12 protein-coding genes and 1 pseudogene are annotated in these 13,906 nt (G+C 74.6%); 7 read left to right on the forward strand and 6 right to left on the reverse strand.

All coding sequences use genetic code 11. The features are described 5' to 3' along the window. The first annotated feature begins 63 nt into the window (after window positions 1–63). The 7 genes and pseudogenes from ACWDD7_RS13850 (at window position 64) to ACWDD7_RS13880 (ending at window position 7,393) form a co-directional block, all read left to right on the forward strand. Window positions 64–759 (forward strand): response regulator transcription factor, encoded by a 696-nt coding sequence (locus tag ACWDD7_RS13850; RefSeq protein WP_351874850.1) that lies wholly within the window; start codon window positions 64–66, stop codon window positions 757–759. Between the two features lie 693 nt (window positions 760–1,452). Continuing rightward, window positions 1,453–2,073 carry a hypothetical protein gene (locus ACWDD7_RS13855; RefSeq protein ID WP_450457481.1) on the forward strand — a complete coding sequence of 207 codons (621 nt, stop codon included), beginning with the start codon at window positions 1,453–1,455 and terminating at the stop codon, window positions 2,071–2,073. 114 nt (window positions 2,074–2,187) lie between these two features. Continuing rightward, window positions 2,188–3,093: a universal stress protein gene (locus ACWDD7_RS13860; protein ID WP_450457483.1), complete on the forward strand. Its 906-nt coding sequence runs from the start codon at window positions 2,188–2,190 to the stop codon at window positions 3,091–3,093. A 22-nt stretch (window positions 3,094–3,115) separates the two neighbouring features. Then, a complete protein-coding gene (locus tag ACWDD7_RS13865; protein WP_450457484.1) occupies window positions 3,116–4,138 on the forward strand; it encodes a zinc-dependent alcohol dehydrogenase in 1,023 nt (340 codons plus the stop codon). A gap of 5 nt (window positions 4,139–4,143) precedes the next feature. Continuing rightward, window positions 4,144–5,007 carry a universal stress protein gene (locus ACWDD7_RS13870; protein ID WP_450457485.1) on the forward strand — a complete coding sequence of 288 codons (864 nt, stop codon included), beginning with the start codon at window positions 4,144–4,146 and terminating at the stop codon, window positions 5,005–5,007. Window positions 5,008–5,149: 142 nt separating this feature from the next. Further along, window positions 5,150–5,942, forward strand: a pseudogene (locus tag ACWDD7_RS13875) (acetate--CoA ligase family protein); the annotation flags it as partial. Between the two features lie 245 nt (window positions 5,943–6,187). After that, window positions 6,188–7,393 carry a globin domain-containing protein gene (locus ACWDD7_RS13880; protein WP_450457486.1) on the forward strand — a complete coding sequence of 402 codons (1,206 nt, stop codon included), beginning with the start codon at window positions 6,188–6,190 and terminating at the stop codon, window positions 7,391–7,393. Between the two features lie 9 nt (window positions 7,394–7,402). On the opposite strand, the gene ACWDD7_RS13885 is transcribed toward ACWDD7_RS13880, so the two are convergent. From ACWDD7_RS13885 to ACWDD7_RS13910, 6 genes are all read right to left on the reverse strand, one after another. Next, complete coding sequence (locus tag ACWDD7_RS13885) at window positions 7,403–7,534, reverse strand: hypothetical protein (protein WP_450457487.1); 132 nt, start codon at window positions 7,532–7,534, stop codon at window positions 7,403–7,405. 84 nt (window positions 7,535–7,618) lie between these two features. Next, window positions 7,619–8,371, reverse strand: a complete 753-nt coding sequence (locus ACWDD7_RS13890) for a 4'-phosphopantetheinyl transferase family protein (RefSeq protein ID WP_450457488.1) — start codon at window positions 8,369–8,371, stop codon at window positions 7,619–7,621. Beyond that, window positions 8,371–9,990 carry a condensation domain-containing protein gene (locus tag ACWDD7_RS13895; protein ID WP_450457489.1) on the reverse strand — a complete coding sequence of 540 codons (1,620 nt, stop codon included), beginning with the start codon at window positions 9,988–9,990 and terminating at the stop codon, window positions 8,371–8,373. Before ACWDD7_RS13895 ends, ACWDD7_RS13890 begins: the two co-directional genes overlap by 1 nt. Continuing rightward, window positions 9,987–11,264, reverse strand: coding sequence for an ATP-grasp domain-containing protein (locus ACWDD7_RS13900; RefSeq protein ID WP_450457490.1), 1,278 nt, complete (start codon window positions 11,262–11,264; stop codon window positions 9,987–9,989). Before ACWDD7_RS13900 ends, ACWDD7_RS13895 begins: the two co-directional genes overlap by 4 nt. Then, window positions 11,264–12,067, reverse strand: a complete 804-nt coding sequence (locus ACWDD7_RS13905; RefSeq protein WP_351874874.1) for a thioesterase II family protein — start codon at window positions 12,065–12,067, stop codon at window positions 11,264–11,266. The genes ACWDD7_RS13900 and ACWDD7_RS13905 overlap by 1 nt, the downstream gene beginning before the upstream one ends. Beyond that, entirely contained in the window at window positions 12,064–13,875 is a 1,812-nt protein-coding gene (locus ACWDD7_RS13910) for a non-ribosomal peptide synthetase (protein ID WP_450457491.1), read from the reverse strand. Before ACWDD7_RS13910 ends, ACWDD7_RS13905 begins: the two co-directional genes overlap by 4 nt. Window positions 13,876–13,906 lie beyond the last annotated feature (31 nt).

Here is a 13,906-nt window from a genome sequence, read left to right on the forward strand (position 1 = left end):
GGACGGAGCGCGGCACCGTCCAGCGAGTACAACGGCGAGGCACGCCGGAACAGGGAGCGATTGATGGCAGACAGCAAGCAGCACGGCCCCGACAACCCGATTCGCGTCGTCCTGATGGACGACCACGAGGTGGTACGGCGTGGCGTGCGCGACCTGCTGAACGACGAGCCGGACATCGAGGTGGTCGGCGAGGCCGGTTCGGCGGAGCAGGCCCTGGTGCGCATCCCCGCGCTGCGCCCGCACGTGGCGGTGCTGGACGTCCGTCTGCCCGACGGCGACGGTGTGAGCGTCTGCCGTGAACTCCGCTCGCGCGTGCCGGAGCTGGCCTGCCTGATGCTGACCTCGTTCGACGACGAGGAGGCGCTGCTGGACGCGATCATGGCAGGCGCCTCCGGGTACGTCCTGAAGCAGATACAGGGATCGGAACTGGTCTCCGCCGTGCGTACCGTCGCCGGGGGCCAGTCCCTGCTCGACCCGAGCGCCACGACCAAGCTGATGGCCCGCCTGCGCGGCGGTCAGGAGCGGGAGGAGCCGGACGCGCTGCCCGGCCTGACCGACCGGGAGCGGGAGATCCTCGCCCTGATCGGAGAGGGGCTGACCAACCGCCAGATCGGCCAGCGCCTCTACCTGGCCGAGAAGACGGTGAAGAACCACATCTCGCGCCTGCTGGCGAAGCTCGGTGTGGAGCGCCGCGTCCAGGCGGCGGTGATCGCCACCCAGGCCGCGGACCGGCAGAAGCAGGGCGGGCAGGCCCGCTGACCGAGATGTCCGGCCTTATGTCCCTCTTGTGACGTAATGTCTGTTTCTTGACGGCGCTGAGGGTGCGGCCGATCGCGTCGGTCGAGGTCCACGCCGACCCGGCCCTCGACGGCGCGCACCAGTCGCGCGGCCAACGGCGCCGAAGACGTGTCCGCACATCGCCGGAGGACTCGACGGCGTCGCCCTCCGCCTCCGCCCGCACGACCGAAGCCGGGGCCGGTGAAGAGGCTCGGCACGCCCTCGCGGCGCCCCTCCTCGGCGGGCGGGCGCCGCGTCCGCGCGGATCGTCGGAGCGCGTGACGACGCCCCCCGGGCCGCTCGGCCGCCGGACGGGTCCACGAGCCGGGACGCGACGTCATGGGGATCGCGGCCGATCCCGCGTCCGGTGCCCCGTACCCGCTCGACCCGTTCGGCCTCGGTGTTCCGGCGATCCGCGCCGGCCGGGAGGAGTCCCCGTCACCTCCGGCCGCGACTCCGGCCCCCTGAACCGCGTCGAGGCACCCCGGCCCGCCCGCATCCCAACGTCGGCTGCACAGCGGCCCGTCCGCCGTGTGTGCCGTCAACAGGCCCGGCCGGACAGGGACCTTCAGGCCCCGCGGTCGTGCCCTTCGGCATCGGGCGCAACGCCGCGCACACCGCGAGAGTGAGGGTGTCAAGCGAACGAGGCCGGAGAACGCCGGAAGGGACACCGACATGGCCGTGCACCCTCACTCCCACCGCAACCCGGGCTTCCACTTCTCGTTCCGCCCGAACCGGACCGGGGCCCCGGTCGCGGTGCCGGCCGGACTCGACGCGCACACCGCGCAGACCCACGCCCTCGCCGCGCTGCGCATCCTGACCGGGTTCGTCTTCCTGTGGGCGTTCCTGGACAAGACCTTCGGGCTCGGATACGCCACGGCGTCAGGCCGGGGCTGGATCGACGGCGGCTCCCCGACGAAGGGCTTCCTCGGCTCCGTCGCCGCCGGGCCCATGCGGTCCACGTTCCACGCGTGGGCCGGCGCCCCCTGGGCGGACTGGCTGTTCATGCTCGGTCTGCTGGGCATCGGCGTGGCCGTCACGACCGGTGCGGCGCTGCGGCCGGCCGCGGGGGCGGGCACGGTGATGCTGGCGCTGATGTGGCTCGCCGAGTGGCCGCCGGCCAGGCACCTGGCCGACGGATCGCCGACCATGTCCACGAACCCCTTCGCCGACTACCACGTGATCTACGCCGCCGCGCTCCTCGCCATGGCGGCAGCGGGCGCGGGCACCACCTGGGGCCTGGGCCGGCTCTGGGCACGCCTGCCGATCGTCCGCGACCACAGCTGGCTGCGCTGACCGCGACGGCCATCGCCGCGCCCACCGCAGGAGGCGCGGCGTCCCGACCCTCACCGACCCCCGAAAACGACGTTCGAATCGGCCCGCACGGGTCCGATTCAGGAGGTGGAGAACATGCTTCGCACCATCATCGTGGGCCTCGACGGCTCGCCCGAGAGCCGTGCCGCCGCCGAGTGGGCGGCCCGCGAGGCCGAGATGCGCGGACTGCCGGTGAAGCTCGTCCAGGCTTGGGAGCCGGTGCCGGCCCCCATGGCCGAGGCCCCTGTCCTGGGCGCCGAGACGCACCAGCACTGGACCGGACGGATACTCCGCGAGGCCGCCGCGGCCCTGCGGCTGCACCGTCCCGGGGTCCAGGTGATCACCGAACAGCTCACCGGATCACCGGCCGAGGCCCTGGTCGACGCCGCACGGGACGCCGACATGCTCGTCCTCGGCTCGCGCGGCCTCGGCGCGTTCGAGGGTTTCCTGGTCGGCTCGGTCGGCCTCGCGGTCGTGGCGCACAGCGAGCGGCCCGTCATCCTGGTCCGCGCGGACGACAAGGCCTCGGACTCGCCCGGGAAGGCCCCGGCGGGGACCGCTGACGGTGCCGCACCCGTGCTGCCCGTCCTGCTCGGACTGGACACCGGCAACCCGGACGCGGCCCCGATCGAGTTCGCCTTCGAGGCCGCCGCGCACCGCGACGTGCCGCTGCGGGTGGTGCACGGCTGGAACCCGCCGTACTACTACCCCTACGGCATGGCTCCCGACCCCGCGATCAACGAGACGGTGGCTGCGGGCGACATCGACGCCCTGAAGGAGACGCTGCGGCCCTGGCGGCAGAAGTACCCCGATGTCCAGGTCACCACGGTGTCCCACTGCGGCAGCCCCTCGCTCGCCCTGGTCGACGCCTCCCGCGAAGCCTCCCTGGTCGTCGTCGGCCGGCGCATCCGCCGCTCCTCCGTCGGCGCCCACATCGGCAGCGTCACCCACGCCCTGCTGCACCACGCCGCCACCCCCGTTGCCGTCGTCCCGCACGACTGACCCGGCACTCCAGGAGGAACCCATGAAAGCAGCTGTCGTACGAGCCTTCGGCGAGCCCTTGGTCATCGAGGAGCGGCCGGACCCCGAGCCCGGACCCGGCCAGGTCCGCGTCCGCGTCGAAGCCTCCGGGCTGTGCCACACCGACATCCACGCCGCCCGCGGGGACTGGCCCGTCAAGCCCCGACCGCCGTTCGTCCCCGGCCACGAGGGCGTCGGCCTCGTCGAGAAGCTCGGTGACGGGGTCACCCACCTCCAGGTGGGTCAGCGTGTGGCGGTCCCATGGCTCGGCAGGGCCTGCGGGCGCTGCGAGCACTGCCTGTCCGGCTGGGAGACGCTGTGCGAGCGGCAGATCAACACCGGGTACGGCTGCGACGGCGGGTACGCCGAGAAGATGCTGGCCTGGGCGGACTTCGCCCAGCCGGTGCCCGCGGGGGTCACGCCGTTCGACGCCGCCCCGCTCACCTGCGCCGGCGTCACCACCTACAAGGCCCTCAAGGTCGCCGGCGTCCGGCCCGCCCAGCTCGTGGCGGTCTCCGGTGTCGGCGGGCTCGGGCACCTGGCCGTGCAGTACGCCAAGATCGCCGGTGCCACGGTCGCCGCGATCGACGTCACCGACGACAAGCTGGAGCTGGCCCGGGAGCTGGGCGCGGACCTCGTCATCGACGCCCGCGCGCAGGATGTCGGTGCGGAGCTGAAGAAGCACGGCGGCGCACACGCGGCCATCGCGCTGGCCGTGAACCCCGCCGCGTTCGAGGCCGTCAACTCCGGTCTGCGGCGCGGCGGAAAGCTCGTCATGGTGGCACTGCCCGCGCACGGCACGATCCAGGTACCGATCTTCGACACCGTCCTGAACGGCACCTCGGTCATCGGCTCCATCGTCGGCACGCGGCAGGACCTCGACGAGGTCTTCCGACTGCACGCGGCCGGCCGTACGAAGGTGATCCGCGAGACGCGCCCCCTCGACTCCGTGAACGAGTCCATCGACGCCGTGCTGCGCGGCGAGGTCAAGGCCCGGATCGTCTTCGACCTGGGCGTGGACGGGTGACGACGATGGCGCCGCCTCTGATCGTCGGCGTGGACGGGTCCGCGCCGAGCCTGCGCGCCGTCGACTGGGCGGCCGATGAGGCCGCCCTGCGCGGCCTGCCGCTGAAGCTGGTCCATGCCTCGCTCTGGGAGCGGTACGAAGGCACCGCGCTCGCGGAGGACCTCGGCAAGCCGTCCGAGCAGGTCATGGCGGAGAACGTCGTCGAGACGGCCGCGCGCCGGGCGCACCTGCGCCGGCCGGCGGTGGAGGTCACCACCGACGTGCTGCCGGAGGAACCGGAGTACGCGCTGGTACGGGAGAGCCGCACCGCCGCGGCGGTGGTCCTCGGCTCGCGCGGCCGGAGCGGCCTGACCGAGGCGGTCCTCGGCTCCGTCAGCGTGACGGTGGCGGGCCACGCGCACTGCCCCGTGATCGTGCTCCGAAAGAACCACGACGACCGGGTCCGCTCCGCAACGGGCCGCGTCGTCCTGGGAGTCGGCGGGCGGCGGGAGGACGCGGCGGCGGTGCGCTTCGCCGTCGAAGAGGCGCGGCTGCGCGGCGTGCCCCTGGAGGTCGTACGAGCCCGGCTCCGCCCCGGACCCGAGGCACCGCACCCCGCCGTGGAGCCCGGTGAACCGGTCGCGTCCCCCGCGGAGCGGGCCGCCGAGGAGTTGACGGCCGCCTTGCGGGACATCCCGTCCGGCACCGTGTTGCGTCGGCGCACCGTCGAGGGCCCCGCCCACAGGGCCCTGATCGACGCCTCGGCCGGCGCCGACCTGCTGGTGATCGGCGCCCGGCGCCGCGAGGGCCACTACGGCCTGGCACTCGGCCGCGTCGCGCGCGCGGTACTGCACCACACCGGCTGCCCCGTCGCGGTCGTGCCCGAGTGAGTGCGAGCGGTGCCGTCGAGACGCGCGGGACGCCGTCGAGCGGCCCTCGGCGGCCGCGGCGAAGGCCGCGTTGATCTCGTCGGCGGTGGCCTCCCGCTTCACCGCCACCGCCGACGCCCGGCCAGGACCGGAACCCCGGGCAGCCCATGAGCCCGGCACCATCCCCTCGTGCACCGAACCGCAGGCGGCGGTCCGTGCGCCGGCCCACGCCGCCCGGCGCGCGGCCTGGCTCGCCCGGCCCGCCGGCACCGTCCCCGGTCTCGACGGCGTCGACACGGCCCGCGCCCGGCGGATCACCGAGACATCCCCCAACTGCCCTGGGCGTGGGCAAGGACCGAGGACGACGCGGTCGCCGCCGCCCGCCGGTTGTGCGGCGCGGACGGCCGGGTGGTGATGAAGGCACCCTGGCCAGGACCGGTGCACGGGAGCCGACGGCACGCCGTCCACCTCGACGTGCGGGACGAGGCCCGAGTGCGGTCCGCCTAGAAGGACTTCGGGACCGGATTCGCCGGGCTGCGGACGGGCGTGGTGATCCAGCCGCTCGCGGCGCGGGGCACCGAGCTGTTCGCCGGGGCGGTCCAGGACGAGGTCTTCGGCCCCCTGGTGCTGTTCGGCCGGGGGGCACCGCGAACGGGGTACGCGCCGACCACGCCGCCCGCCTGGCACCGCTCACCGACCACGACGTCCACGACCTGGTCACCGCCCCGCGCTGCGCCCCGCTGCTGTTCGGCCCCGACGCCGCCGGACCGGTCGACCTCGCCGCCCTGGAACAGCTGCTGCTGCGGCTGTCCCGCATGGTGAGCGACCTGCCGCAGCTCGCGGAGGTCGGCTTCGACCCCGTTCTGGCCGCACCGGACGGCATCACCGTGCTCGACGCGCGCGTGCGCCTGCTGCCCCGCAGGCCCCAGGACCCGTATCTGCGCCTGCTGCGCTGAGCGAGGGCACGCGTGGCACCGCGACATCGGGTCCGCGGCCGGGGCTTCGCCGGTGAGCCGGTCGGAAGTCGGATCGGCCCCTTCCCGCGGGCCCGCCGGCCCTGCTCCGGAGGGAAGCCAGGCCCTATCGCGCGGGACAGCCCCTCGGAACGATGGATGTGCCGGTCCGGGATCCCGCACGGCGGATTCCGGCGGCGGTGAGTGCCGCCACCCCTCGACGTTCCCCACACCACCGAAGGAGTCCCATGCTTTCGCCCGAGTCCGCCGCTGTCGTCCGTGCCACCCTGCCCGCCGTGGGCGGCGCCCTGAACGAGATCACGACACGGTTCTACGGCACCATGTTCGCCGAGCAACCCGAACTGCTGGACGGCCTGTTCAACCGCGGCAACCAGGCCAGCGGCGAGCAGCGCCAGGCGCTGGCCGGATCGATCGCGGCGTTCGCCCAGGGGCTGCTGGCCGACCCCGACTCCCGCCCGGACGCCCTCCTCGCCCGGATCGCTCACAAGCACGCCGCGCTCGGCGTCACCGAGGACCAGTACACGATCGTCCACAAGTACCTGTTCCGTGCGATCGGCGACGTCCTGGGGGAGGCCGTCACCGCCGAGGTGGCCGCCGCCTGGGACGAGGTGTACTGGCTGATGGCCGGCGCCCTCATCGCCCAGGAGGCCCGCCTCTACCAGGAAGCGCAGGTCGACCCGCGCACGCCGTGGCGGCGGTGGACCGTGGTGGAGCGGCGCGAGGAGACCCCCGACGCGGTCTCCTTCCTGCTGCGCCCGGCAGACGAGGGCCCCCTGCCCCGGGCGCGCGCCGGACAGTACGTCAGTGTCCGCGTGCTCATGCCGGACGGCATCCACCAGACCCGCCAGTACAGCCTGTCCAGCGCGCCGGACGACGGCCTGCGGCGCATCACCGTCAAGCGAGTGGCGAGCGTGGCCGACACCCCCGAGGGCGAGGTCTCCAACCGGCTGTACCGCACCGTGCGCGCCGGCGACGAACTCACCCTGTCGGCACCGTTCGGTGACGTCGTCCTCGACGACGCCGACACCCCGCTCGTCCTCGTCTCCGCCGGCATCGGCTGCACCCCGATGGTCGGCATGCTCGAACACCTCGCCGCCACCGGCTCGTCCCGGCCGGTGCGGGTGCTGCATGCCGACCGCGCCCCGGCCGACCACGCCCTGCGGGCCGACACCCGCCGCCTGGTGGCGGAACTTCCCGCCGCGACGGCCGAGTTCTGGTACGAGCAGGACGCCACCGAGGAGCCCGGCTCGCACCCGGGCCTGATGGACGTCGACGGCCTGGACCTGCCCGTCGACGCCGACGTCTACCTGTGCGGCTCGCTCCCCTTCATGCGTGTCGTCCGCACCCAGCTGCTCCGGGCCGGAATCCCCGCGCGCAACATCCGCTACGAGGTCTTCGGCCCCGACCTGTGGCTCGCGAACGCGGAGCGGTGACGGGGACGATCACACCCCGGGCAGGGGCCGTTCAGCGCCGCCGCGGCACAGCGGCACCCGGGACGCGCCGGCCGCCCGCCGCACCGGCCCGGCGACCGCCCGGGTGCCCTGGCCGTCACCCTGCCGGGCGACGGCACGCATATCCTCATGGCACCGTTGCCGGCGGCGGCGCGCCGTAGCGAGGCGGCGGCCCGCCGCCCGCGCCCACGGGCGAGGAGGCAGCCGTCACCGCCCTGGGCGTGGACGAGGGCCCGTGTCAACTGCCGCCGCGATGAGGGGTGTTGGTTTCGGGGGTGGGGCAGCGCGGCACCCGGCACGCGCGTGTCCGGCGTGGCCGGTCCGGTCGCGCCGCGCGGGCAGCGCGACGGCCGTCGTGAGCAGCCGGGGCGTCGCCGCCCAGCGGCCGCGCAGCCGGGTCTCGGCCAGGTCCGCGGTGAACGTACGGGAGTCCGGGTGGAGCGTCACCCGCGCGTCGTGGAAGTCCAGCCACTGGCCGGTGAGCGGGTACCAGGCCTTGAAGACGCTCTCCTTCGCGGAGAACAGCAGGCGGCCCCAGTGCACCCGCGGGTGCCGTGCCGAAAGGCGTTCCAGAGCGGCCCGTTCCTCGGCGTCGGTGATGAGCGCGCCGACCTCGGGCGGCAGCGTTTCGTGGGGTTCGGCGTCGATGCCCACCGCGCGGATCCGGGAGGCCGCCGCGACGGCCGCCGCCCGGTAGCCGGTGCAGTGGGTCATGCTGCCCACCGCGCCGGCCGGCCAGCGCGGCGCCCGGTCGGCGCCGGGCAGCAGCGGACCGGCCCGGAAACCGGCCGCCGTCAGGGCGCGCCGGGCGCACTGGCGCACCTGGAGGAACTCCTCGCGCCGCGCCGGGGCGGCGTGCGCGATGTGGCCGAGCTCCTCCGGGAAGGCGGGCGGGTGCCGCGGGGCCGATCCTCCGGCGCCCGCGGCCACCGCCACACAGGCCGGCAGGAGGCCCGCCATCACCGGACGTCGACCGACCCGTCGGGCGCCGTGACCAGGGCGTGCACCGCGCCGAGCAGTCTGGCGAGCAGATCGCCGGGCAGGTCGGCGCCGCACCGGTTCACATCGGCGGTCACGTGCAGGCTCAGGCCCGAGCCCGCCGTCTCGTTGAGCGCCTCGATGCGCACGGGCAGGCTGGTGTGGTCGCGCATGTCCTCCTCGACCGCGAGCAGACCGGAGTCGAGGAGTTCGTCGCGCGGGTGGAAGCGGACGTAGTTGAAGGTCACCTCGAACGGGTTGTGCCCGAGCAGCCTGCGCACCTCGGAGTGCGGGAAGCGGCGGTGCGGAAGGAGATCGTTCTCGGCGTCCAGGGCGAGACGGCCCGCGGCGCGCCAGGTCGCGCCGGTGAGGTCGAGGCGGACCGGGAGCTGGTTGAGGAACAGGCCGAGGGTGACGTCGGCACCGGTGCGTTCGGGCCGCCCGTTGAGGAGCAGGCCGACGACCGGCGTCGTGGTCTCCCAGGCCGCGCCCACGGCGACGCAGGCGGCGGCGAGCAGCAGGCTCTTGACGGGCAGCCCGGACGCGGCGGCCAGTTCGTCGAGGCGGCGGGCGTCGTCGGCCGGGACGGCGGCGCTGACCTTGTGGTGATCGGGCGTCTCGACGCTCGCGGTGCGCTGGGCGGGCAGCAGCTCCCTGAGCCCCTCGAAGTGCTGTGCGCAGGCGAGGTCGGCGACGGCCTCGCGCTCCAGGCGCACGAACTCGGCGTAGGGCACCGGCTCGGGCAGGTCGAGCTGTTCGCCGGCGAGCGATGCGGCATAGCAGCGCACGAGTTCGTTGAAGAAGACGGCCTCGCTCCAGCCGTCGAGGATCGCGTGATGGAAGGAGTACGAGAGCCGGAACGAGTCGGCGCCGAGGCGGGCCGCGTGCACCCGCAGGAGCGGGGCCCGCTCCGGGTCGTAGGGGCGGCCGAGGTCCGCCATCGCCTCCTCGTAGCGCGCGGTGGCGCTCGCCTCGTCCAGGCCCTCGTGGTCGTCCGTGGTCAGCGGGACGGGGGCGTCGCGCAGCACGAGCTGCATCGGTTCGCTGAACGTGCCGAGGTCGAAGCGGGTGCGCAGGACGGGATGGCGGTGCGAGAGCCGGTCGAGGACGGCGCGCAGCACCTCGGGGTCGAGCGGCCGGTTGACCGTGCGGGAGATGACGTCGAGGTAGAAGGCGCCGTCGCTGACCAGACTCTCGTAGATCAGGCCGAGTTGGAGGCGGGCGGCGGGGAAGGCGTCCTCGGCGTCGTCGGGGATCCGGGCCCGGTCGAGGGGGCTGAGCAGCTCGGCGGCGCTGCCCCCGGCGGCGGGCCCGCCGCTGCCGAGGGCCTGGCAGGCGCCGCGCGGGGTCGGGTTGCGGAACAGGTCGAGCAGCGAGAGCGACAGGCCCTGTTCCTGGGCCGCGCCGATGACCTGGAGGGCGAGCAGGGAGTCACCGCCCAGGGAGAAGAAGTCGTCGTCGGGGCCGACCTCTTCGGCGCCGAGGATGTCCTTCCAGATCCCGGCGAGCAGGACCTCGGGGGCCATGGTCGTGGAGCCGTCGTTCATCGCGGTGTGTCCCTCTCGGTGATGCTCGTGGTGCTCGGTGGTGTACGCGGTCACAGCGCCCCCAGGTCGGCGCCGGAGACCTCGCGGGGCTCCTGGGCGTCGAAGGCGAAGCGGTAGCGCAGGGTGGCGTCGATGTCCTTGGCGATGGCGGCCAGTTCGGGGACGTCGTCGGCCTCGCCCATGACGATGTCCAGCTCCAGGGTCTGGACGCCGCCGGGCAGTGCGGTGCCCGGTCGCGCGTACGGGCGGTACAGCGTGACCCCGGGCAGTCGCTTGACCTCGTCGGCGCCGTCGATGCCCAGCAGGGTGCCGGGGGCGCGGGGTGCGGGGTGGAACAGCTGGAAGTAGGCGCGGCCCCGGTAGAGGGCGGGCAGTTCGGGCCGTTCGGCGAGGGCGACGCGGCCCGCCAGCTCGATCAGGTCGAATCTCTGGGCGCGGACGGACAGTTCGTTGATGCCGCCGCCGAGCCGGCCGTTGACCTCGATGAGCCGGGGGCCGTCGGGGGTGAGCTTGATCTCGGTGTGGGTGAGTCCGTCGCGGACGCCGAGGGCCTCGACGGCGCGGCGCCCCAGGTCGCGGCATTCCGCGTCCTCGTCGGCGCCGAGCGGCGACGGCCAGAACCGTCCGGTCTCCCGGAACGGGGGCACCATCGGGAACTTGCCGGTGACGGCGAGGTCGGTGACGGTGCCGCCCTGGACGACGCTCTCGATGGACACGTAGTCGCCGAACGGGCCGCAGTCCCGGCCCCGCAGATACTCCTCCAGGACGAGGGTGCCGCCCGCGACCAGGCCGGGGCGCTCGTCGCCGAGCAGGGCGCGGGCCAGTTCGCGCCCGGCGTCGGCGTCGGTGACGTAGAAGGTGTTGCGGCTGCCGCCGCCGTGCGCGGGCTTGAGGACGGCGGGCAGGCCGGTCTCGGCGACCGCGTCGTCCCAGTCCGCGAGGCGCTCGATGCGGCGGCAGCGCACGACGTCGACGCCGGCCGCGGAAAGCGCGGCGCGCTGCTGCCATTTGTCGGTGAGCAGACCGATGGTGCCGCGGTCGTGGAACGGCAGCGTGAGTTGCTCGGCGAGCGCCGCGGCCAGATGCAGGGCGCGTTCGCTGTAGGTGACGATGCCGTCCGGGGCGTGGGCCCGCAGCCGCCGTGCCGCCTCCGGCACCGAGTCGGTCAGTACGACGGGCCCGAACTGGGCGAGCAGCGGCTCCATCGCGCGGGTGTGCGCGTCGGGTTCGGCGACGAACACACAGTCGGCCCACGAGGCGAGGCCGACGGCGATGTCCCCGGGGTGCGCCGCGCCGTCCGCGTACACGACGACGAGGGTCTTGCGCATCAGATGTCCCTTCCGGTCGTACGGGTGCCGGCGGTCACCGGGTGGCGCAGCCGGGCCCGGATCAGGCCGCCGAACTCGGCGGTGGCGCCGCGGTAGTAGAAGTGGTCGCCGGGCAGGACCGCCGCGGCGAACGGGCCCGTGGTCCACGACTGCCAGGCGTCCAGGTGGGGGCGTTCCACCCAGGGATCGGCGGCGCCGCCGAGGGCGAGCAGGGGGCAGGTGAGGGGGCGTGGCGGGCCGGGGCGGTAGCGGGCCAGCAGGAGGTAGTCGGCGCGCAGGACCGGGATGGCCAGGTCGGCCACGTCCGCCAGCGGGGACTCACCCATGCCCGCGTTGCCGCCGGTGGCCAGCTCCTCGATCCAGTCGTCGCGGGTCATGGCGAGCACCGCGGCCGGGTCGAGGCGTTGCAGGTCGGGGGGACGGGCCGCGGACACGGCGAGCAGTTCCACGTCCCGGGCCATGTCCTGGAGCCGGTGCGCGATCTCGTAGCCGAGGACGGCGCCCAGGCTGTGGCCCACCAGGACGAGCGGGCCCTCGGTGGCCTCGGCGATCTCCTCGGCCGCGGTGTCCGCCAGCGCTGCCAGGTCGGTGGCGTGCGGTTCGGCGGAGCGGGGGCCGCGTCCCGGGTACTGCAGGGCGAGGACCCGCTCGCCGGGTGCGCGCAGGTCGGGCAGCCACTCGCCGAGGGCGTAGGCACTGCCACCGCCGAACGGGGCGAGGACGAAGGTGCGCGGCGGCGGCTCCGGGCGGGCCGTCTCCTCGGTGATCTCCCAGAGCAGTGGCGTCAGCCGGCATCGCCTCACAGGTCGACCACCGTGGTCCGCGCGGGCGCGTCCTGGGCCGTGGCTTCGGCGCCGGTCAGCGCGGCGGCCAGCTCGGCGACGGTCGCGTGCGCGTACAGCTGTGCGATGACCAGGCCGGGGTGGTGGCGGCGCAGCCGGGCGAAGACGGTGAGCGCCTTGAAGGAGTCGCCGCCGATGTCCAGGAAGCGCTCGTCGCGGCCGATGCCGGTGCGGCCGAGCGCCTCCTCCCAGATACCGGCGATGAGTTGCTCGGTGCCCTCGCGCGGCGCCTGCCCGGGGTCCGTGGCCGAGGAGGTCGCCGCGGCGGGCACGGCGGCGCGCAGCGCCCCGAAGTCGGTCTTGCCGTTGAGGTTGACCGGGATCGCCGCGACGGTGTGCACGGCGCCGGGCACCAGGGCGGAGGGCAGCGTGGCACGCAGCTCGGGCAGCAGGGCGCGCGGGTCGGCGTCGCCGACGATGTAGGCCACGAGCTCCAACGGGGCGTCCGGAGTGGCGCGTTCACCGGTGACGACCGCCTGGCGCACCCCGGGCCGGGCGAGCAGTGCCGCCTCGACCTCGCCGGGCTCGACACGGTTGCCGCGGATCTTCAACTGCCGGTCGGCGCGCCCGAGGTAGTCGAGCCGCCCGTCCGGCTCGCGTATGACGAGGTCGTCGGTGCAGTAGTGGACGCCGGCGCCCGGTCCGTCCAGCTCGACGAACTTGGCCTGGGTCAGGGCCGCTTCACCGAGGTACCCGGCCGCGACGCAGGCGCCGCCGAGGTAGAGGACGCCGGGGGTGCCGTCGGGCACCGGCTCCAGCCCCTCGTCGAGGACGCGGGCCTCGACCCCGGCCAGCGGGGTGCCGATGGAGACGCGCGGGCCCGCGGTGTCGGCGGGCCGCACCTGGTGCATGGTGGCCAGGATGGTCGCCTCGGAGGGGCCGTAGCCGTTGTGCACCTCAAGGTCGGGGCGGACCCGCAGGATCTGTTCGGCGAGCCGCGGCGGGAACGCCTCGCCGGCCACCACCAGCACCCGGCGCGGCAGCAGCGCGGCGAGGTCGCCCTCGGCCGCGAGCGCGGCCAACTGCGAGGGCGTGTAGGTGAGGCAGTCGGCGGGGTGCGCGGCGAGGTCGGCGGCGAGCGCCTGCGGGTCGAGCGTGGTGTCGCGCGGGTAGACGTCGAGCCGGGCCCCGGACAGGAGCGCGCCGTACACCGACACCTTGCCGAGGTCGGCGGCGAACGTGGTGGCGAGGCCGTAGCTGTCGAGACCGGTGGCGGTCACCCGCTCGTCGAACGCGGCGCAGTAGTTGAGCAGCGCCCGGTGCTGCACCTCGACCGCCTTGGGCGCGCCGGTGGAGCCGGAGGTGCACACCAGGTACGCGGTGTCGTCGGGGTGCAGCCCAGGGTCGACCGTGTACGGGGTGCCGGGTCCGTCGCCGGTGACGGTACGCACCGGCGCGGCGACGTCGGCGAGCCGGGGCCGGTTGCGCTCGTCGGTGAGGACGGCGGCGGCCTTGGCGGTGCCGAGCAGGGTGGCGACCCGGTGGTCGGGGTCGGTGGCCTCGATGTGGACGTAGGCGGCGCCGACGGCCCAGGCGGCGAGCACGCCGATCATGCACCGGTGCGAGCGGTCCATCAGGGTCGCGACGATGTCCCCGCGGCCCACGCCCCGCTCGCGCAGCCAGACGGCACTCTCTCCGGCGGCGGCCGCCAGCTCCGCGTAGCTCAGCTGCTCTCCGTCGTGGCGCAGGGCCGGGCGCCGTGCCGCGGAGTGCGCCGTGTCCGCGAAGACGTGGGCCGCCGTGCGCGGGGTCGGGGTGGTGCTGGTCATCGGGTGCTCCGTTCGGTGGGTCGAGGCGGCT

This window comes from Streptomyces sp. NPDC001056, from assembly GCF_053598955.1.